19 protein-coding genes and 1 tRNA gene are annotated in these 17050 nt (G+C 60.9%); 10 read left to right on the top strand and 10 right to left on the bottom strand.

Annotated elements, in window-relative coordinates:
• Nucleotides 1-274: 274 nt before the first annotated feature.
• Entirely contained in the window at nucleotides 275-1180 is a 906-nt protein-coding gene (locus NMAG_RS04615) for a serine/threonine-protein kinase RIO2 (RefSeq protein ID WP_004216773.1), read from the bottom strand.
• A 180-nt stretch (nucleotides 1181-1360) separates the two neighbouring features.
• Between NMAG_RS04615 and NMAG_RS04620 the strand changes: the two genes are divergently transcribed.
• From NMAG_RS04620 to NMAG_RS04630, 3 genes are all read left to right on the top strand, one after another.
• On the top strand, nucleotides 1361-2197 hold the full coding sequence (locus tag NMAG_RS04620; protein WP_004216774.1) for a lipoate--protein ligase family protein: 837 nt from the start codon (nucleotides 1361-1363) through the stop codon (nucleotides 2195-2197).
• A gap of 75 nt (nucleotides 2198-2272) precedes the next feature.
• Nucleotides 2273-3253 carry a M48 family metallopeptidase gene (locus NMAG_RS04625; protein WP_004216775.1) on the top strand — a complete coding sequence of 327 codons (981 nt, stop codon included), beginning with the start codon at nucleotides 2273-2275 and terminating at the stop codon, nucleotides 3251-3253.
• A 136-nt stretch (nucleotides 3254-3389) separates the two neighbouring features.
• Nucleotides 3390-4271, top strand: a complete 882-nt coding sequence (locus NMAG_RS04630; protein WP_049916408.1) for a deoxyribonuclease IV — start codon at nucleotides 3390-3392, stop codon at nucleotides 4269-4271.
• Between the two features lie 120 nt (nucleotides 4272-4391).
• Here NMAG_RS04630 and NMAG_RS04635 read toward each other — a convergent pair whose 3' ends face one another.
• A complete protein-coding gene (locus NMAG_RS04635; RefSeq protein WP_004216777.1) occupies nucleotides 4392-5276 on the bottom strand; it encodes a hypothetical protein in 885 nt (294 codons plus the stop codon).
• A 554-nt stretch (nucleotides 5277-5830) separates the two neighbouring features.
• Here NMAG_RS04635 and NMAG_RS04645 point away from each other — a divergent pair.
• The gene (locus NMAG_RS04645) at nucleotides 5831-6640 is read left to right on the top strand and encodes a class I SAM-dependent methyltransferase (protein ID WP_004216779.1); all 810 of its coding nucleotides are present in this window, start codon (nucleotides 5831-5833) and stop codon (nucleotides 6638-6640) included.
• Nucleotides 6641-6677: 37 nt separating this feature from the next.
• Here the strand turns inward: NMAG_RS04645 and NMAG_RS04650 are convergent, their stop codons facing one another.
• From NMAG_RS04650 to NMAG_RS04660, 3 genes are all read right to left on the bottom strand, one after another.
• Nucleotides 6678-6887, bottom strand: coding sequence for a hypothetical protein (locus tag NMAG_RS04650; RefSeq protein WP_004216780.1), 210 nt, complete (start codon nucleotides 6885-6887; stop codon nucleotides 6678-6680).
• Nucleotides 6888-7121: 234 nt separating this feature from the next.
• Nucleotides 7122-7931: a DUF7095 family protein gene (locus NMAG_RS04655; protein WP_004216781.1), complete on the bottom strand. Its 810-nt coding sequence runs from the start codon at nucleotides 7929-7931 to the stop codon at nucleotides 7122-7124.
• Nucleotides 7932-7982: 51 nt separating this feature from the next.
• The gene (locus NMAG_RS04660) at nucleotides 7983-8456 is read right to left on the bottom strand and encodes a DUF4442 domain-containing protein (protein WP_004216783.1); all 474 of its coding nucleotides are present in this window, start codon (nucleotides 8454-8456) and stop codon (nucleotides 7983-7985) included.
• Between the two features lie 163 nt (nucleotides 8457-8619).
• Here NMAG_RS04660 and NMAG_RS04665 point away from each other — a divergent pair, with 163 nt between their 5' ends.
• Together NMAG_RS04665 and ncsA are read left to right on the top strand one after the other, a co-directional pair.
• Nucleotides 8620-9369 carry an alpha/beta hydrolase gene (locus NMAG_RS04665; RefSeq protein WP_004216785.1) on the top strand — a complete coding sequence of 250 codons (750 nt, stop codon included), beginning with the start codon at nucleotides 8620-8622 and terminating at the stop codon, nucleotides 9367-9369.
• 116 nt (nucleotides 9370-9485) lie between these two features.
• Nucleotides 9486-10445, top strand: coding sequence for a tRNA 2-thiolation protein NcsA (gene ncsA, locus NMAG_RS04670; protein WP_004216787.1), 960 nt, complete (start codon nucleotides 9486-9488; stop codon nucleotides 10443-10445).
• Here ncsA and NMAG_RS04675 read toward each other — a convergent pair whose 3' ends face one another.
• The 5 genes from NMAG_RS04675 to NMAG_RS04695 all read right to left on the bottom strand — a co-directional run bounded on the left by NMAG_RS04675 (nucleotide 10446) and on the right by NMAG_RS04695 (nucleotide 14405).
• Nucleotides 10446-10958, bottom strand: coding sequence for a zinc ribbon domain-containing protein (locus NMAG_RS04675; RefSeq protein WP_012996447.1), 513 nt, complete (start codon nucleotides 10956-10958; stop codon nucleotides 10446-10448).
• A 71-nt stretch (nucleotides 10959-11029) separates the two neighbouring features.
• A complete protein-coding gene (locus tag NMAG_RS04680; protein WP_004216790.1) occupies nucleotides 11030-11887 on the bottom strand; it encodes a nucleotidyltransferase family protein in 858 nt (285 codons plus the stop codon).
• 187 nt (nucleotides 11888-12074) lie between these two features.
• Nucleotides 12075-13262: a cell division protein FtsZ gene (gene ftsZ, locus NMAG_RS04685; protein WP_004216791.1), complete on the bottom strand. Its 1188-nt coding sequence runs from the start codon at nucleotides 13260-13262 to the stop codon at nucleotides 12075-12077.
• A 2-nt stretch (nucleotides 13263-13264) separates the two neighbouring features.
• Nucleotides 13265-13444 (bottom strand): ribbon-helix-helix domain-containing protein, encoded by a 180-nt coding sequence (locus NMAG_RS04690; protein WP_004216792.1) that lies wholly within the window; start codon nucleotides 13442-13444, stop codon nucleotides 13265-13267.
• A 220-nt stretch (nucleotides 13445-13664) separates the two neighbouring features.
• The gene (locus NMAG_RS04695) at nucleotides 13665-14405 is read right to left on the bottom strand and encodes a double zinc ribbon domain-containing protein (RefSeq protein ID WP_004216793.1); all 741 of its coding nucleotides are present in this window, start codon (nucleotides 14403-14405) and stop codon (nucleotides 13665-13667) included.
• 123 nt (nucleotides 14406-14528) lie between these two features.
• On the opposite strand from NMAG_RS04695, the gene NMAG_RS04700 reads away from it, so the two are divergent.
• From NMAG_RS04700 to NMAG_RS04715, 4 genes are all read left to right on the top strand, one after another.
• Nucleotides 14529-14602 (top strand) — tRNA-Tyr (locus NMAG_RS04700).
• Nucleotides 14603-15141: 539 nt separating this feature from the next.
• Complete coding sequence (locus NMAG_RS22745) at nucleotides 15142-15444, top strand: HalOD1 output domain-containing protein (protein ID WP_012996448.1); 303 nt, start codon at nucleotides 15142-15144, stop codon at nucleotides 15442-15444.
• 361 nt (nucleotides 15445-15805) lie between these two features.
• Complete coding sequence (locus NMAG_RS04710) at nucleotides 15806-16267, top strand: DUF5789 family protein (protein WP_004216795.1); 462 nt, start codon at nucleotides 15806-15808, stop codon at nucleotides 16265-16267.
• Nucleotides 16268-16358: 91 nt separating this feature from the next.
• Entirely contained in the window at nucleotides 16359-16970 is a 612-nt protein-coding gene (locus NMAG_RS04715; RefSeq protein ID WP_004216797.1) for a translation initiation factor IF-2 subunit beta, read from the top strand.
• The last annotated feature ends 80 nt before the right edge of the window (nucleotides 16971-17050 follow it).

The following is a 17050-nucleotide window of genomic DNA, read 5'->3' on the forward strand; positions in this document are numbered from 1 at the left end:
ACTTTTGGTGGCTAGACGACGTTTTGTGCGATACCTCTCACATATGTGGTCGCTATCGAGACAGAAACGTCCCGAAAAACACCTCGTCACAGTAGTACTGGCCACTTGCCGGTGTCCCAGATTGCTTACCCCGGGAGTAGCGACCCATGCAGAAGAGCCCGTCTTACCGTTGTCTCACCTCGGATCACGGTCTCCATTGCACTCTACCAGCGCATCCAACTCGCGTTCTCTCAAGCACAGGAGCATACCACCGCGCGCCGCCGATGTCTCCGCCTCACTCCTGACGAATCGTCTCGAACTCGCCGTCGATAATTTCGGTCGCGATCTCGTCGCCATCGAGTTCATCTGAAACGTGCTGTGGATACTTTCGCCGAAAGTACCCTACCGCGTTTCGGAGGTCGCGCCGGAGGAACTCCTCGGCGTTTTCGTGATCCGTCGGCACGGCCTGGGGCCAGTCGAAGATCGTGACGCCCCCTTCGTCCAAGAAGACGTTGTACTCGCTCATGTCGGCGTGGACGTAGCCGTGTTCGTACGCGCGTGCGATTTCGGAGACGAGCAGGTCGAGTACACCGAGTACCTGGTCGTCCTCGAGTTTCGTTCGCGAGAGCTCGACGCCGTCCATCTTCTCCATGACGATGGCGTGGCGGTTCTGGTCGATCGGCTGGGGAACCGCGACATCCGGGTACAGCTCTTCGAGAATCTCGTATTCGCGCTCGGCAGCCTTCCGGGCGGTGTACATCCAGGAGACATGCTCCTTGTCGGACGTGTAGTCGCGTTCTTTCTGGACTTCGCGGAAGTTCGTATACCCCTCGCGGTGGTACTTCAGCGCGAGCGGTTTGTACGATCGAACCTCGTAGACGTCGCTCTCCTTGCCGACGCCCAGTGGCGAGCCAAACTCCGAGATCGTCTCGCGTTCGACGAGCGCCCGAAGCGCGAGGATGTCGTAGCCCTCGAACTGCAGGGTGTACCCCTCGTACTGGATGGTTTTCTTCTCGACGAGCCCCCGTTTGAGACAGCGCTCGAGACGGTAGTCCACCTCCTCTTCGGTGAGACTCGAGAACTTTGGGAGCTTCTCGCGCTGGACCCACTCCGAGAAGCGCATCCCCTGTTCGACCCCCGAGAGGAGATAGAAATCCTGCTCCTCGAGCTCGGGCAACATTTCGGCGACGTTCCGCACCATATAGTCGGCGTAGCCGCCGTGTACGTAAAAACGTCGTGACACGGCACACCGCCGAGGTAAACTGGATAGAGCTATATCGAATGTGGACAGGTCTTCCGGATTCTGGCTGGGGCAAAACTCCCTACTCTCTCATACGAACCGAACCCATACCACTAACTCGACCGGCGGCAAGAAACAGGTATGACTGCGCTTGCCGACCGCGAGTGGCGACTCATCACCGACGAGGCCCGCGACGGCGCGACACAGATGGCACTCGAGGAGGTCGCCGCTCGGACGGCACTTGAAGAGGACGTTCGAACGGTTCGCGTGTATTCGTGGGAGCCGAGCACCCTGTCGCTCGGGTACCGACAGGAGGCCGACTCAGTGGACTGGGACTTTTGCGACCGCGAGGGAATCGACGTGACCCGTCGTCAGACGGGGGGTGGCGGGATCTATCACGACCGATACGCTGACATCTCCTACACGGTCGTCGCGCCGGCCGAGGAGGTGCCGGGCGATCTGATGGAGTGCTACGCGCTCTTTTGTGAGCCGATCCTCACAGCCTTCGAAGAGATGGGCGTCGACGCCGACTTCGCCGCCGCCGAGCAGTCGACGATCTACAAACCGTCGTGCTATCTGCGGGATATCAACCCGGCCCACGACGTGGTCGCGCCGGCGAGTTCGCCCACAGAGTCCCGGAAAATCAGCGGTAACGCCCAGTACCGCCAGCGCGATGTCGTCATCCAGCACGGCTCGCTCAGCTACGCCCGCGAACCCGACAAGCACGTCGGCGTCTTCGACGAGGTACTCGAGACGGACACCTTCACCGACCGGGTGACGAGCATTCGCGAGGAGTCCGGAATCGACCGCGAGGAAGCGGTCGACACCCTTGCGGCGGCGCTCGGTGACTGGTGTGACGCGACGCCGGGCGAGTGGCGAAACGAGGAGCTAACGGCCGCTCGGGAACTCGCAGACCAGAAGTATGGATCGGAGGCGTGGATCCGAGACCGGGAGGTTCTCGAGGCGCACGAGCAGTAACGCTTCAGGCGCTACCGACCGCTCGGCAGGTACCGAAAACGGACCGCTTTTGATCCGGCGGTCGTACCGCTCAGTATGCGACTGACCGGACCGATCGGGATCGGTGTTCGAGCCCTGCTCGGTGCCGGCATCACTGCCGTCACGTTGCTCGCGAGCGCGTACGTCATCACCGTCTTCGCTGCGGCTGTTCTCATCTTCGTCGCGATGCAACTCGGCCCACTCGAGTTCACGGAGACGGGATTTCTGTGGGCGCTCGCCATCGGCGCGATTCCGGTGCTGCCCTGTTTTGCGATCGTCATCGCACACGCAATCCGGCTGGAGCGCGTTGAACTTCTCGAGGGGACCGTTCCAGCCGCGGAGATCGACGCGAACGGTGGGCGAACGCTTGAGGCGTCGGCGACGCGACTGGCGACGCAGTTCGACATTGCAACACCCGAAGTTCGGGTGCGTTCGGACACGACGCCGCTGGCGTACACGACCGCCCGGCCGACCGACCCGGTGCTCGCTGTCCGCCGCCGTAGTTCACCAGTCATCGTCGTTTCGAAGGGACTCGTGCAGACGCTCTCGAGTGCCGAACTCGAGGCCGTGCTGGCTCACGAGTGTGCCCATCTGGCGAACGACGATCTCCAACTCATCTCGTGGCTGCTCGTTCCGCTGTTTGCCGCTGAGTTCCTGTATGAAGCCCACGAAGACGACGAAGACAGCGAAGACAACGAAGACAAACAGTGGCAACTCGACCCGCTCGGCTGGACGCTCACATCGCTCTCGCTCGTCGGCCTTGGTGTCTTCTCCCGCGGGCGCGAACTCGCGGCGGACCGCGCGGCTGTCGAAGCCACCGGCGATCCTGGCGCGCTCGCGTCGGCACTCGAGCGACTCGCGAATCGCCGTCACCGTCGCCGTCGCCGCCCATCGACGGACCTTCGTCACGCGCAGTCGACGAACGCGATCAACATCATGCCGACGCTGGGTGAGGGTGGCGACTTGGGTGGTCTGCGATCGACGCATCCACCGCTCGAGGTACGACTCAGGGAACTTCGATCGGTGGCCGCCGCGTAGTGATCGCCGGTCGGAACGTAGCGAGCGGACGGTCGGCTCGTAGTGAGCGAACGGTCTGATCGTCGAGGTAGCGAGCGAACGATCGGATTGGTCCGAAGTACCTATCACGAACCGGTACTGACGAGGATTCATGACCATGAAGGTCGGCGCACACGTTTCGATCTCCGGTTCGCGCGTCTCCTCCGACACCGAGACGCCGCCGTACGACGACGTTCGCAACGCAATCCCTCGCCAGCTCGCCTTCGGCGGCAACTGCGGACAGATCTTCACCACCTCGCCGCAGGTCTGGGCCCAGCCCGAGATCAGCGACGAGGCCGCCGCAGGCTTCCGCGAAGAAACCGACGCGGAACTCGAGGGACCGTGGGTTATCCACTCCTCGTACCTCGTCAACCTCTGTACTCCGAAGGACGACCTCCGCCGGAAGTCCAAAGAGAGCATGCAGGCCGAGCTCGACGCCGCCGACAAACTCGGCGTTCCGTACGTCAACGTCCACCTCGGCGCACACACCGGGGCCGGCGTCGAGGGCGGCCTCGACAATGCAGCGAGCCTGATCGACGAACTCGACGTTCCCGAGGGCGTCGAGATCCTGATCGAGTCCGACGCGGGCAGCGGGACCAAACTCGGCGGCGAGTTCTCCCACCTCGCGGGGATCATCGACCGCACCGAGACGGAGATCGGCATCTGTATCGACACTGCCCACACGCTCGTCGCAGGCAACGACCTCACGACGGCCGAAGCCGTCGACGAGACCATCGGCCGATTCGACGACGAGGTCGGACTCGAGTACCTGAAGTACATCCACCTGAACGACTCGAAGCACGACGTGGGCACGCACAAGGACGAACACGCCCACATCGGAGAGGGCTACATCGGCGAGGACGGTATGCAGGCGATCGTCAACCACCCAGACCTGCGCGAGTTGCCGTTTGCACTCGAGACGCCGACCGAGGACGGCCGTGGCTTCGCCTGGAACATCGAGAAGGTCAAAGAGCTGCGAGAGGCGGAAGTAAAAGCCTGAGCATTGCAACGGATACGAAGGTAGTGTGGCACTCGGGAGTCACAGCCAGCTTCACTCCGACGCCACCCCGAAAATCGATCCGTTTTACCCGATACGGTGGAAGATCGTTATTCGACGACTCTACCGAGGGTCTCCGGACGTGAAAGACGTCCCGTCAGGCGTCCAAGAAAGGCCTGTGTACGGCCATCCGTCGAAGTCGATCTCGTAGGGGAACGATATTTCGACGAATCCCTGTACGCCCTCGTCCTCGGGATCACCATCGTCGTTTTTCCAGTAGACCGCGTATTCGCCGCCAACACCAGGACTGTACTCGTCCTGCCCGTAATATCCCTCGTGCCACGATTGCGTCCAACTAAATCCGAAGCCGACGTCTCCGTATTCCCCCGACATCGAAAGAGTCACCGGCTGGCTGTTGTACGAGTGGATCGAATCCGGATTCCGGTCGTGGAATTCGAGATCCGCAGACGCACTGTCCGGATTACACTCGACGTGGCTCATGAGGTGGTCCACATACGGCCCCGAACAACCTAAGCCCGAGTCTTCGAGACGCTGGGCCGATGCGTACAACTCAATGACGTACCGGTAGTTCCCATCGCCATCGGTTGGCGGGTCGCCGGTTCCCTCATCTAACATCCACACGTAACAATGGTGGTCATACTCCACTGTCCCATCGGAGGCGAACGTACAGCCCAGTTCGCTCTGCCAATCATCTTCCCAGCCGGCAACGTACGTCAGATCTCCGTCCGGAGGGCTAGGGTTCGAAAGCGTGGCATCCGGAGCGATTGCACTTCGCGCTAGTGCTTGCTGCCTGTCAACCGTCGGTTCGTCTTTGTCTAAATCGATGGTTCGTTTCTGCTCACTCGGTCGATTGTTGTCCTCTCCGGATTTTTCGGTTCCACGTCCCGAACCCGCACTCGCGACTCCGGAGGCAACGCCAACGGTGCCAACACTGCTCAGTGCTGCCAGTACCGTTCGGCGCTGCCAGCTCGATGTCGAGTTGGACATCGTGAATTTAGTTTATTTCGATAGTATTAAACCTAGTTAATCATCACTATTCACACATTATAGATCCTGATATCTTAAATATAACTATCCATTAATAGAGTGTATGAATGTGATCGGCCGGATTTACCTTGGAACAATAGCATTCGCTGCAATTGTTATCGCATTTAGGGCCGCTTCCGAACTGGATATTGGGCCTACAGGGGGCTTCTTTATCGGGTGGACACTGATCGCGTTCGCCGTTCTGGTGCCAATGGTTATTCTCATCGATGTGCTTCGAAGTATCCGAGAGTGACGACCCTCTTTGGAAGACGATTCGTCCCAGAATACGTCCGCGTCCACCTGTCATCGCAAACCAACCGCGCCACGGCATCGAGGACGGCCTCGACAATATGGGGAGTTGCGAGAGGCGGAAGTAGCGGTCCGAGCACTGCGCAGGGGTGGAAGTGTGGCGCTCGGGGGTGTCTGTGGATTTCACCCGGGTTCCGTCCCGACACCACCCCAACCCTACCCGGAAAATCGACCCGCTTTTACCCGACACCCTTCTACAGGCGTCCGTGCGCGAGTTCTCCGAAGACTACCTTCACCGGACCCGCGAAGGCATGTGGGACGACTCCCGGGCGGCACTCGAGCCACTCGCACTCGAGTCCCGCGAGCGGATTCTCGACGTCGGCTGCGGGACCGGCGAACTGAGTCGCGTGCTCGCGGCGGAGTCGCCAGGCGAGGTCGTCGGCTGCGACGCCGATCCCGACCTGATTCGGGCTGCAGCGGCTCACGCGCCGGCGATCGCAACCGTTGCCGGGGACGCCCACCGCCTCCCGTTTCCCGACGACGCCTTTGACCTCGTCATCTGCCAGGCGCTGCTGATCAACCTGCCCGACCCGTCGGCTGCGCTCGACGAGTTCGCTCGCGTCTCGCGCGACCTCGTCGCAGCCGTCGAACCGGACAACGGCGCCGTCGAGGTGGACTCGAGTGTCGGTGCCGAGGACGCCCTCGAGCGGCGGGCTCGCGATGCCTACCTCGCCGGTGTCCAAACCGACGTTGCGCTCGGTGCTGACGCCCGTGAGGCGTTTGCAGCGGCGGATGCGGAGTTCGAGCTACTCGAGACGCGCCGGTACGATCACGTTCGGACCATCGAACCGCCCTACAGCGAGGGGGCAGTCGCTGCGGCGCGCCGGAAGGCGACGGGTGCGGGACTGGCCGACGACCGGGAGACGATGCTCGAGGGGACGCTGACGGCGGCGGAGTATGACGACCTGCGAAGCGAGTGGCGAGCGATGGGCCGTGACGTGATCGAACAGATGGAAGCGCGAGCGTATCGCCGGCGTGAGGCGGTTCCGTTTTTCGTTACCGTCGGTCGCGTTTGACGCGCTGTTTGACGGGTGGGCGCTGTCGGTTCGCTGGCTACTCCTCGTCGTCCTCACTGCGTTGCCCGAGTAACGACGCGTAGATTCCGATAAAACCGATCGTGACGATAAGGAGTCCAGTGAGCAGGTCGACCATCGAAAGCAGCGCGAGTACGGAGCCGGTGAGCACGAGCGCGACATTCGCGAGCAGCGCGGCACGCGGCGACTGAATCCGATCGAGAAGCGCAGACGGCGACAGCGAACTCATATCGGTGACCACCGACAGCAGCGACAAAATTCTTCGTATTACGTTCGAAACAGCGAGTGGTCGATGCTGGGTCACTCCATAACTGCCCGCCAATCGGCCGGCCGATTCGCGATCACTATGCTACTCCTGTGATCTGTTCAGTCTGGTCGTAATCGTCTCGCGAGACTGACGAAGGACTGCGGGTGGTGCTAGCCAACGACGACAATGTCACTTTTCCGTTGAGCGCACCGAACGTTAGACCACGTCGCCTCGAACTGTCACTCCATCCTGTTCCTCGCGCCAGGCGTGGAGCTCCCTGGCCGCGGTCGTCGCTTCCTCGTCCTCCATTCCAAGCATCTCCAGAGCCGCCGACAGCGTCGGCAGCGCCAGTTCGCTCTCGCGGAGCTTTCGGAACGCCTCGTCGCTCCGTGTACCGTCAGCCCAGAGGCAGACGCCGCGGGGATCGAGCAGTTGGGTATAGTCCTCACGGAGTTTTGCACCTCGAAGCCGTTGTGTGACGTTGTCCTCGAAGGAGGCGTTGCAGACTTCGAGGTGGATTGGCTCGTCGCCGGCCCCGTGTTCGGTCCCGAGCAGGTGCGCTGCGAGACACTGCTCCGGTGCGGCGTGTCCGTTCGCGTTTGCACGCAGGAACTCGGGGTACTCCGCGGCCCAGTCCGCGCGGACGGATTTCCCGACACCTTCGATTCCGTGGGACTCCTGAAACCGCGCATCTGGGTCCTGCTCGTCTCCTTCTTCATCGCTGTCTCCAGCGGATGCGCTCTCGTCACGCAGCAGAATATCCTTGGTCAGGTAGATATCGAGCCGTTCGACCGGATCCAGCCCCAGTGCAACGTCACCGAAGGCCCAGACCTCGCGGACCGGAACCGGCATCCGTTCGTTCTCTACGGTGTCGACGAGGGACTCGAGTCGGTCGACTGCGTTGGCGCGGTTGAACCCGCTGGCGCTGCCGCTACTGTTGCCGTTGTCGTTACCGTTCACGTCCCCGTTCCGACCCCCGCTCTCGCTCTCCGTCTCGCGCTCGCTATCGCCACCAGTGTCGCTCATTGTTCACGGTGGGTACTCGAGTTGCAAAACGGTTTCTCAGCCAATCCCTGCTCAGGCGCGCTTTGACCGATCCGTCGTCACGTACACGGTCTTTCGAATCGATGCGTGGACGGTACCCTCGGCATCGACGAGGTCGACGGTGTAGTGGCGGTCGATCGAGTCCGTTCCCTCGCGGTCGAGTTCGGCTCGAATTGCGTCGAGTTCCGCGTCGGACATTGTAAACCGCGCGTATAGCGTCTCAGTACCGGGTTTTTTGAAGCGAATCTCGGCTTCCTTGTCCCAGACGGTGTACTCGTCGCCAAGGTTCTGCAGGAGCATCATCATGTGGAACGGGTCTGTTGCGGCGTACATGCTGCCGCCGAAGGTCGTTCCAACGTAGTTGCGCGTCCGCCAGGTGTGTGGGAGTTTGATTCGGATCTCTTGCCAGTCGGGCGCGATGTAGGTGACTCGGCCGCCGGTACGGCGATACGCGGGAAAGAGGTTGAACCCGAGCCGGTAGAGTCGGGCGCGGAGGGAGTCGAACATAGGTCGACTCACACGGGCGGTTTCAAAGCAGTTCCCAAACGCTGCGGTCGTGGCTGTGCGTTGTCTCTCCGCGGAGCCATTGTATCGCCACCGTCGATAGTCCGTCATCTCCCTGTCCTGTCAAGAGAGCAGGTTTTTATCTGATCCGCCCGAAGTGAACCGTATGCGACACCGCGTCTTCAACGAGGACGGCGAGACCGAACTCGTCTTCGTCATGGGCTGGGGCAACCGCTGGACCCACGAGAACGTCAGCTGGCTCATCGGGAAGCTCACCGAGGCCGGCTATCGGGTCCACGCCTTCGAACTCCCGACGAATATCGAGGACTTCAAAGCCGACTGGCTCGAGCCGGTCGCGGAGTACGTCCTCGACCTAGAGGAGTACCAGCTACTCGCACACAGTGCGGGCGCACTCGTCGCGCAGGCACTCGACGGCGCGGACAACCACGTCTACCTGAGTCCATGGTGGGGGTTCAACGTCGACTTGCCCGAGCAGACGCTTGACCTCGTCTCGAACGTCCCGACGACGCTCCCGTGCATTCCCATTGGAGAGATGGGGCGCGACGTGCTCGGTGAGAAGGCGACGGACCATCAGATTTCGACGAGCCCGCGCTGGGTCTCGCCGGCGTTCGTCCGGGAGATCCACCACGCCCAACAAAATCTCCTGACGATCGACCACGATGCGGTGGTCTTCTGTACGCTGCGTGACTCCCTCGTCGACCTCGAACCGATCGGTGAGCGCGTCCCTGCAGAACACGTCGTGCTCTATGACGGCGGCCACGAACTGTTCTCCTCGCCGACGCGCGAGCGATACGTCGACCTGCTCCTCGACTCACTCCAGGACGGTGCTGAGGCCATCGAGGACCGTTCTGTCGTCCCGCCACGGACACCGGCTGCGCCAGGACCAGCCGAGTAGCGAGTCCAGCAGCGAGTTCAGTAGTGATCTCGGCAACGACTCCAGCAACGATCCCAGAAGCCACGCGCACGCAGGAGACGAAACCGACATACGCGTCCGACGGCAACCTCACCGCGATGGACTGCAATCGGTGTGACGAGGAGGCGGTCATGCACGCCGCCTACTCCGGGGCACACCTCTGTGCGGATCACTTCCGTGAATCGGTCGAGAAGCGGGTGCGCCGGCGGGTGCGTCGGGACGACCTCGTCCCGAAGGACGCAACACCTGAAAACCCGCAAACGTGGGTTATCGGCCTCTCCGGCGGCAAAGACAGCGTCGTCCTCACCCAGATTCTCCACGAAACGTTCGCCAAGGACCCGCGTATCGAACTCGTCGGCCTGACGATTCACGAGGGGATCGAGGGCTACCGCGACAAGAGCCTCGACGCCTGCGTCGAACTGTCCGACGACCTCGACATCCGCCACGAGGTCGTCAGCTACGAAGACGAATTCGGCATCCAGATGGACGACGTAGTCGAGGACGACCCCGAAAACATGGCCGCCTGCGCCTACTGCGGCGTCTTCCGGCGCGATATCCTCTCACGCTACGCAGACGACCTCGGCGCAGATCTCCTGTTGACGGGCCACAACCTGGACGACGAAGCCCAGACCGCGTTGATGAACTTCCTCGAGGGCGACGTCGAACAGATCGCCAAACACTTCGATGCGAGCCTCGGGCCGCTCTCCGAGCGCGAGCAACAGGAGGAGTTCGTCCCGCGCGCCAAGCCGCTTCGTGACGTCCCCGAGAAGGAAGTCGCACTCTACGCCCACCTTAACGACCTACCGGCGCACATCACGGAGTGTCCACACGCGAGCGAGGCCTACCGTGGCGAGATCCAGCAGCTGTTGTACGAACTGGAAGAGAATCATCCCGGGACTCGTCACTCGATTCTCTCCGGCTACGAAGAACTCGCAGGCATCACGTCCGACGAATTCAGCGGCGAGAACGGCGCAGACCTCCAGGACTGTACCGAGTGTGGATCCACGACAACCCGTGAGGTCTGTCGGAAGTGCTCCCTGCTCGAGGCGCTGGTGTAGCTACTCGAGTACCGTCTCGCAGTACGCACACGTTTCCTGTCCCGAATCGTTCGGTGAGCCACAGTGAGGACAGTTAATCGTGCCAGTGCGACCGGTCGCGTCCGTTTCGCCCGCCTCGAATCTCGAATCACTGTCGTCGACGGCGTCAAGCGGTGCACCACAGCCGGCACAGTAGTGTACACGCCATGGCTGCCCATCCGAACCCTCGCTGTCCGCGTGGCGATTGCTCTCGGGACCCGGACCGCATTTCTCGCCATCAACAGCGTCGGTAGCCGTAGCGTCGAGTACATCTTCCTCGACTGCCGTGCCACAGTTCGGACAGTAGTCCGGCAGTTCGTTGTCCGCCTCGCCGGTTTCGGGCCGATTTCGAGTTCGATACACCTGTACGGCCCCGATCATGAGCAACGGAACGAACACCACCATCCCGATCGGGCCCATCGCCAGCAGCGTGACGAACAGCAGATAACCGGCGGCGAGAGTTCCGAGGATCCGAAGCGCAAGCGAGACCGCCATTTCGTCCGGGTTCGGATTCACGCCACGTACGTTTCAGGGATGATCACGGCCGCGTGTCATCGGCAGGTCGCTCACCACCTGCCGCCGTTTTCGCTTCGTTCCCCATCACTGGCCGCCCCCTCGAACCGTTCCCGCGCCCGCTGGAGGTCGGCCGGCGTGTTTACGTTCCGGTGCCAGCCCTCGAGTTCGACGCCGACGTACTGGGCACCGTCTGCGAGCAGGGACTCGAGTGCAGCCGTGAGTTCGAACTCGCCGCTGTCGGCGCGGTCGAGTGTCCGACAGGCGTCGAGCAGGGCCGGTCCGTCGTGGGTCTGGACGCCGGCGGCCATGTAACCCGTCGTCTGCCCACGTTCGAGTGTCGACTCGACGGATCGAATACGGCCGTCGTCTGCGAGCGAACACAGTGCTGTCGCTTCGGCTTCGTTTCGCGAGACGCGGTCGAGTAGGAGTGCCCCGTCGACGCTGGGTTCGCGATGGCGGTCGACGAGCGCCGAGAGGTCACAGTCGAGGGCGTTGTCGCCGTTGATTATCAGTATGTCGTCCGGGAACGCGGTGTCTGACACGTTTGCGTTTTTGTCCTCTCCCTCGTCTTCGCCTTCGCCTTCGTTCTCGTCTACAGATTCGAGTGTGACACCGTAGCCGTCTTCGGCCGCCCGGCAAACAGCGTGTGCGAGGCCTTGACGATTACGTTGCCACGCGTAAGACACCGGCACGCCGTCGAACGTGTCGCCGATGCAGTCGACGATTTCGTCGCCTCGGTAGCCGACGACGATAGTGAACTGCTCGATTCCGGAAACGGTGTCAGCGACCGTTTGCAGGGTCCGACGAAGCAAGGGTTCCCCAGCGATTTCGAGCAGTGGCTTCGGCGTGTCGTCGGTGTACGGCTGCAGTCGCGTGCCACGACCGGCAGCGAACACGAGTGCGTGCATCGATGGTCGTCTCACACTGTCCGCGTGTGGCCTGTTGTACATTCCGGTTGGATATCGCACGGGGCAGAATCATACGACACGCAGTCTGCACGCAGTATACAGCACCCACTATCAAGTAAGACACCCGAAAACGAGACGAACGAAAACGAAACCGCACCGCAGTGACTATGCCGAAATCGTGCGTCAGTTAGCGGATAACGTCGACGCCGTTTTGCTTCTTGAGTTCGCTACGCCCGCCGTCACTCTGGGCACCGAAGCTCTGTCCTGATTGTTCGACGTTGTTGCTTGCGTCGAAGTCAGTGTCGTTGAGCCCCTCGATGCTCGCGCGGGACTTGTCGGCCTGCTTCTGCGTCGTCGGACCCAGGACCTGCGCGCTCTGGACACCGGTCATGATCGCCATGACGCGGACCTTGCCCTTGTAGTTCTCCTGAATACGGGCACCCCAGATGACGTTTGCAGACGCCTCGAGGCGCTCCGTGATGTTGTCCGCGATGCCCTCGGCCTCTTTGAGTGTGAGGTCCGGGCCACCCGTAATGTGGACAAGACCACCGGATGCACCACGGTAGTCGACGTCCAGCAGTGGGTGGTTCATCGCGTCCTTGACGACCTCGTCGGTCTTGTTCTTGTCCTGTGTCTCACCGACGAGCATCACCGCGACGCCGCCCTGATTCATGATCGTGGACATGTCCGCGTAGTCCAGGTTGATCAGCGACGGCTGGGTGATCGTCTCCGAGATCCCTTTGACCGTTTCGGCGATGATCTGGTCCATGACCGAGAACGCCTTGCCGATCGGGAGGTTCGGGACGTAATCGAGCAGTCGATTGTTGTCGAGGACGATGATCGAGTCCGCCTGATCGCGAAGCTTCTCGAGTCCTTCCTCGGCCTTGACCGTGCGGGCACGTTCGACGTTGAACGGCGTCGAGACCATGCCGACGACGATCGCACCCTGCTCCTTGGCAATCTTCGAGACGACCGGGGCGGCACCCGTGCCGGTGCCACCACCCATACCTGCCGTCACGAAGACGAGGTCTGCGTCGCCGAGAACCTCTTTGACCGTACTCTGGGCCATCTCGGTCGCGCGTTCGCCCATCGAGGGATCGCCGCCAGCGCCGAGCCCGTTCGTGAGCGACTTGCCGACGAGGATCTTCGTGTCGGCTTCGATCATCTTCAGGTGCTGTTTGTCGGTGTTGATCGCGACGGTGTCAGCGCCGTCGACACCGATGTTGTACAGCCGGTTGATGGTGTTGTTCCCGGCACCGCCACAGCCGACGATGACGATTCGGGGGTCACCGAACTCGTCGTCGTCCATCGTGGCGTCCATCTCTCGGGCTTCCTGTTCCGCGTTCTCGAGGGCGTCCTGTACAATATCCTGCATTGTTAGACCTTGGCCCAGTTGTGTTTCCCGGCCTGTTCGCTGTGGCCGTCGTACTGCTCGTTGATCATTTCGCGGACGGCCGACCGGATTGCCTCACTCCGGTTCGGGAACTCGCCCGAGTCAACCAGCTGCTCTACCTCGTCAATCTGCTGTTTCGGAATTCGCAGTGTCACACGCTCCATTGTTGTATTCCCCGTTGGGTAAGACGGTGGCGCGCCCCTGTCAGACGCACCGTGTCTTACACCGGATTGGGCGGTCGTCGGGCGTTTTTCGCCGACTTCCGGCCGGTGTAAGACAATCGTCTTACGCAACTAAACGGAATACTGTCTTACATAATAAAACTATCGGCGAGAGAGATTTTCTGTGTCTTACAACCGTCCGTCAGACGTGACTGTCACCGACTTAGCGCGGCTCCAGAACGTCTGCTGCTGGTGTTCGTCTCCCACAGCCCGGGCAGAACGACCAGTCTGACCGATACTCGTCGCCACATTCACAGAACAGCCGCCGCGAGGCTTTCTCTCCACAGTTTGGGCAGTATACATGGTCCTCATCGACGCTTTCGCCACACTGTCCACACGCGTGTGTCGTTTCCGAGGACTCCGTTTGCGGGCCCGACTGGGGCTGTTTACTGTGTGGCGACGGCTGATCCTGTCCGACATCCTCGCGGGACTGTGCATGCGTCTGTTTCTGGTCCTCGTTCGTGGCCTGCGTAGCAGACGGCTGTACACCGATGTCTTCGCTGCCATCCGTCAGCGAAATCGTGACGTTTACATCCTGTGTCTCCCGCGTCGGTGGCCACATTTGACCGCCATTTCCGCGTCGCGTTCCGATGTCAGACATCGCCTTCGGTTGCTGTGAGTGACTGTGGCCGGCTCTCGCTGTTTCGCCACCGAGTCGTTCGTCAATCCGATCGTCTACGTGCTCGCGCACAAGCGACTCAATGAGACACTCGAGTTGTGATCCCACTCCCGCTGTCTCGCCGGCGGGACGTTCCGCGCGCTCCTCGCTCGTGGCCCCGGTCCTGTTCTCATCGTGACCGAGGTACGACCGAAGCGCCTGACGCATCGCCTCGCTCTTGGAAATCTCGAGGGACTCGAGTTCCTGCACGAGGTCGTCGTCAGCACGGAACGTGATCTTGCTCATGGCCGATATACAGGCATATTGATACGCATCCTATATCAATCATACTGTTGCGTGCTACCACACTTGGGCGAGAGCTGAAATAATAACCCTTATGTCTACCTCGGCGACTATGTTTGAGTGCGACCGCCCTTAGCTCAGACTGGTAGAGCAGTCGACTGTAGATCGACTTGCCCCCCGTTCAAATCGGGGAGGGCGGACTTTTGCTGCGAACAACGTGAGCAGTCGAGAGTTTATCCCGACACGATTTGAGCTTGTGAGTCCCAGCCCCGGAACAGCGCGTAGCGCTGCATGCCCGGAACGTCTCACTCCGTTCAAATCGGGGAGGGCGGACTTCTTCCCAAGCCGATACTGAATCGCAAGCGTCCAGCAATTTGCTTTTGTGCGCTCCCTCGTCCGTGGTAGTGTCCACCTCCGCCAATAGCGCTTCGCGGTGAAAGACAGCGGTACCAGTGATACCCAAAACGATTCACGGAGAACGTGAATACAGACCGGACGCGTACTGTTCCCTCCTCCAGGAGAGCTCTGGTGTTGGTCTTGGTGCGCCACTTGGACGCCACGGAATCGGCTCTACAGCCACCCTGTCACGGACATAATTTGTAAAAATGAACGTAATTAAACAACCACCAGACGAATAGATGACTTTGATGAAAATAGTCAATGGATATTAAGATAATTGTTGGAAGATACCAAAGTGTGTTGGAACGGTGCTTTTTTCTCTACGTTCTCAAAACTTGATATGGTCCTGAACGACTACTGCCCTCCATTGGCGGACCAGCAAGCGGTTTCTCAGTCAGAGCGAACGGAAACAGAGTCAATAACACACACTGTTGTAAGAGCATTGGCAAGTGCCAAAAACGTCCCTGTGACTGAGATAGAACCATTGCACAAGCACGTGGATACAGAGGCCCTCAACAGTCTCTACGACGATGTGACGCACTCCACGTCCAACGTAAAGACACGGTTCACGTTCCAGAACTATTGTGTCGTTATTCCGCACGGAGGTCACGTCTACATCTACAAACGACGAGACCGCGCTTAGACAAGCCAGCACCGTTCAAACCATCAAACAATCTGATCCAATAGGGTCGGGGGGACCGTCTGTTGCAACCAGTGAAGCCTGAGCAGTGACTCCCTCTTCTGGTTCGCAGCGACGACAACCGCCGACAGAACGCAATGTGCCCTGCGGTAGTGGTAGGTGGTGACGGTGGTAACTGACACTACCGCGGGCATCAGTGTCATCGTGGTGCCGAGAGTAAGCGCCTGTGGACGTGGCAAACGAGGTTTTCACGGCTTCGAAGTCGAAGGGTCTGCTGTGACTGGATACGTCACCCGCTAGCCTGCCGATCGGACACGCACGCGCCGGCCGACGGCTTTTGGTCGGCGTGATGATAGCGCCGCGTATGAGTGAGAACGGCCCTGGCGGAAACAACGAGAGCGGCGCCAACGGAAGTGAGAGAGCTTCCAGCCCAGAATCGAACACAGAACCGGAACCGGATGTCGATCGCGTACAGGACCGCGCCGAACAGCGCAAATCCCAGCGTGCAAACACCACAGAGTCCGTCCTCGAGGACGTCGAGCAACAGCTCGGGGAACTCGAGTACCCGGTCACTGGCGAGGAGATCGCGACCGAGTACGGGAGCGACCCGATCGATATGCCGAACGAGACGGAGTCGCTTGGCAGTGTGTTCGACCGTCTCGCGAACGAGGAATTCGAGAGCGAAGCGGCGGCACGGGAGGCGATTTATGGCGAAGTGACGGGCGAAGCGGGTGGTCGAGCAGAGGCGAATCCGGAGCGAGATCTGGACAGTCTCGACGACGAGACGCAGGGGTCGGCTAGCGACACGGGAAGCGAGTCGCTCTGAGGATACCGGGGGATACCGGGTTCCTGTCCCGGTTCCGTCGCCGGATCGTGATAGCAGAACGGATTTACGTCAGCGTCGTCTTTCATCGCACATGGATTACGAGTCGAGTCTCGACCGAGCGATGGAGGACGTTCCCGACATTGGGGGCGACGAAGAACGGTTACAGATCCCTGACGCACAGACACAGAAAGACGGCGCGTTCACCCGGTTTACGAACCTGGGCGAAATCGCTGACGTGCTCTCGCGCGAGGACGAGCACCTCCACCGCTTCGTCCAGCGGGAGATGGGGACCAGCGGCAAGTTCGAGGAAGGGCGCGGCCGGTACAACGGGACCTTCTCCGAGCAGGACTTCAACGCGGCGGTCGACGCGTACGTCGACGAGTACGTCCTCTGTACGGAGTGTGGCCTGCCGGACACCCGCCTCGTTCGCGAGGATCGTACGCCAATGCTGCGCTGTGACGCCTGTGGTGCGTTCCGGCCGGTCACCAAGCGTTCGACGAGCGCCGCCCAGCAGCAACAGCAGGACGCCGTCGAGGAGGGCAAGACCTACACCGTCGAAATCACCGGCACTGGCCGCAAAGGCGACGGTGTCGCCGAGAAGGGAGAGTACACGATTTTCGTCCCCGGCGCGCAGGAGGGTGACGTCGTCGATATCTACATCAAGAACATCTCGGGCAACCTCGCGTTCGCGCGACTCGACTGAATCGCTGGCTTCGACCGAATGCGTGCGGAGCGGGTTCTGTTTCTGTTTCTGTTTCTGTTTCTGTTTCTGTTTCTGACCAC

Origin of the sequence: Natrialba magadii ATCC 43099, from assembly GCF_000025625.1 — an archaeon.
Classification (GTDB): Archaea; Halobacteriota; Halobacteria; order Halobacteriales; family Natrialbaceae; genus Natrialba; species Natrialba magadii.

Bases quoted from the DNA above. Each gene is read 5' to 3' on its own strand.
- NMAG_RS04615 (WP_004216773.1), bottom strand. From the start codon at position 1,180: ATGGTGCGGAACGTCGCCGAAATGTTGCCCGAGCTCGAGGAGCAGGAT.
- NMAG_RS04620 (WP_004216774.1), top strand. From the start codon at position 1,361: ATGACTGCGCTTGCCGACCGCGAGTGGCGACTCATCACCGACGAGGCC.
- NMAG_RS04625 (WP_004216775.1), top strand. From the start codon at position 2,273: ATGCGACTGACCGGACCGATCGGGATCGGTGTTCGAGCCCTGCTCGGT.
- NMAG_RS04630 (WP_049916408.1), top strand. From the start codon at position 3,390: ATGAAGGTCGGCGCACACGTTTCGATCTCCGGTTCGCGCGTCTCCTCC.
- NMAG_RS04635 (WP_004216777.1), bottom strand. From the start codon at position 5,276: ATGTCCAACTCGACATCGAGCTGGCAGCGCCGAACGGTACTGGCAGCA.
- NMAG_RS04650 (WP_004216780.1), bottom strand. From the start codon at position 6,887: ATGAGTTCGCTGTCGCCGTCTGCGCTTCTCGATCGGATTCAGTCGCCG.
- NMAG_RS04655 (WP_004216781.1), bottom strand. From the start codon at position 7,931: ATGAGCGACACTGGTGGCGATAGCGAGCGCGAGACGGAGAGCGAGAGC.
- NMAG_RS04660 (WP_004216783.1), bottom strand. From the start codon at position 8,456: ATGTTCGACTCCCTCCGCGCCCGACTCTACCGGCTCGGGTTCAACCTC.
- NMAG_RS04665 (WP_004216785.1), top strand. From the start codon at position 8,620: ATGCGACACCGCGTCTTCAACGAGGACGGCGAGACCGAACTCGTCTTC.
- ncsA (WP_004216787.1), top strand. From the start codon at position 9,486: ATGGACTGCAATCGGTGTGACGAGGAGGCGGTCATGCACGCCGCCTAC.
- NMAG_RS04675 (WP_012996447.1), bottom strand. From the start codon at position 10,958: ATGGCGGTCTCGCTTGCGCTTCGGATCCTCGGAACTCTCGCCGCCGGT.
- NMAG_RS04680 (WP_004216790.1), bottom strand. From the start codon at position 11,887: ATGCACGCACTCGTGTTCGCTGCCGGTCGTGGCACGCGACTGCAGCCG.
- ftsZ (WP_004216791.1), bottom strand. From the start codon at position 13,262: ATGCAGGATATTGTACAGGACGCCCTCGAGAACGCGGAACAGGAAGCC.
- NMAG_RS04690 (WP_004216792.1), bottom strand. From the start codon at position 13,444: ATGGAGCGTGTGACACTGCGAATTCCGAAACAGCAGATTGACGAGGTA.
- NMAG_RS04695 (WP_004216793.1), bottom strand. From the start codon at position 14,405: ATGAGCAAGATCACGTTCCGTGCTGACGACGACCTCGTGCAGGAACTC.
- NMAG_RS22745 (WP_012996448.1), top strand. From the start codon at position 15,142: ATGGTCCTGAACGACTACTGCCCTCCATTGGCGGACCAGCAAGCGGTT.
- NMAG_RS04710 (WP_004216795.1), top strand. From the start codon at position 15,806: ATGAGTGAGAACGGCCCTGGCGGAAACAACGAGAGCGGCGCCAACGGA.
- NMAG_RS04715 (WP_004216797.1), top strand. From the start codon at position 16,359: ATGGATTACGAGTCGAGTCTCGACCGAGCGATGGAGGACGTTCCCGAC.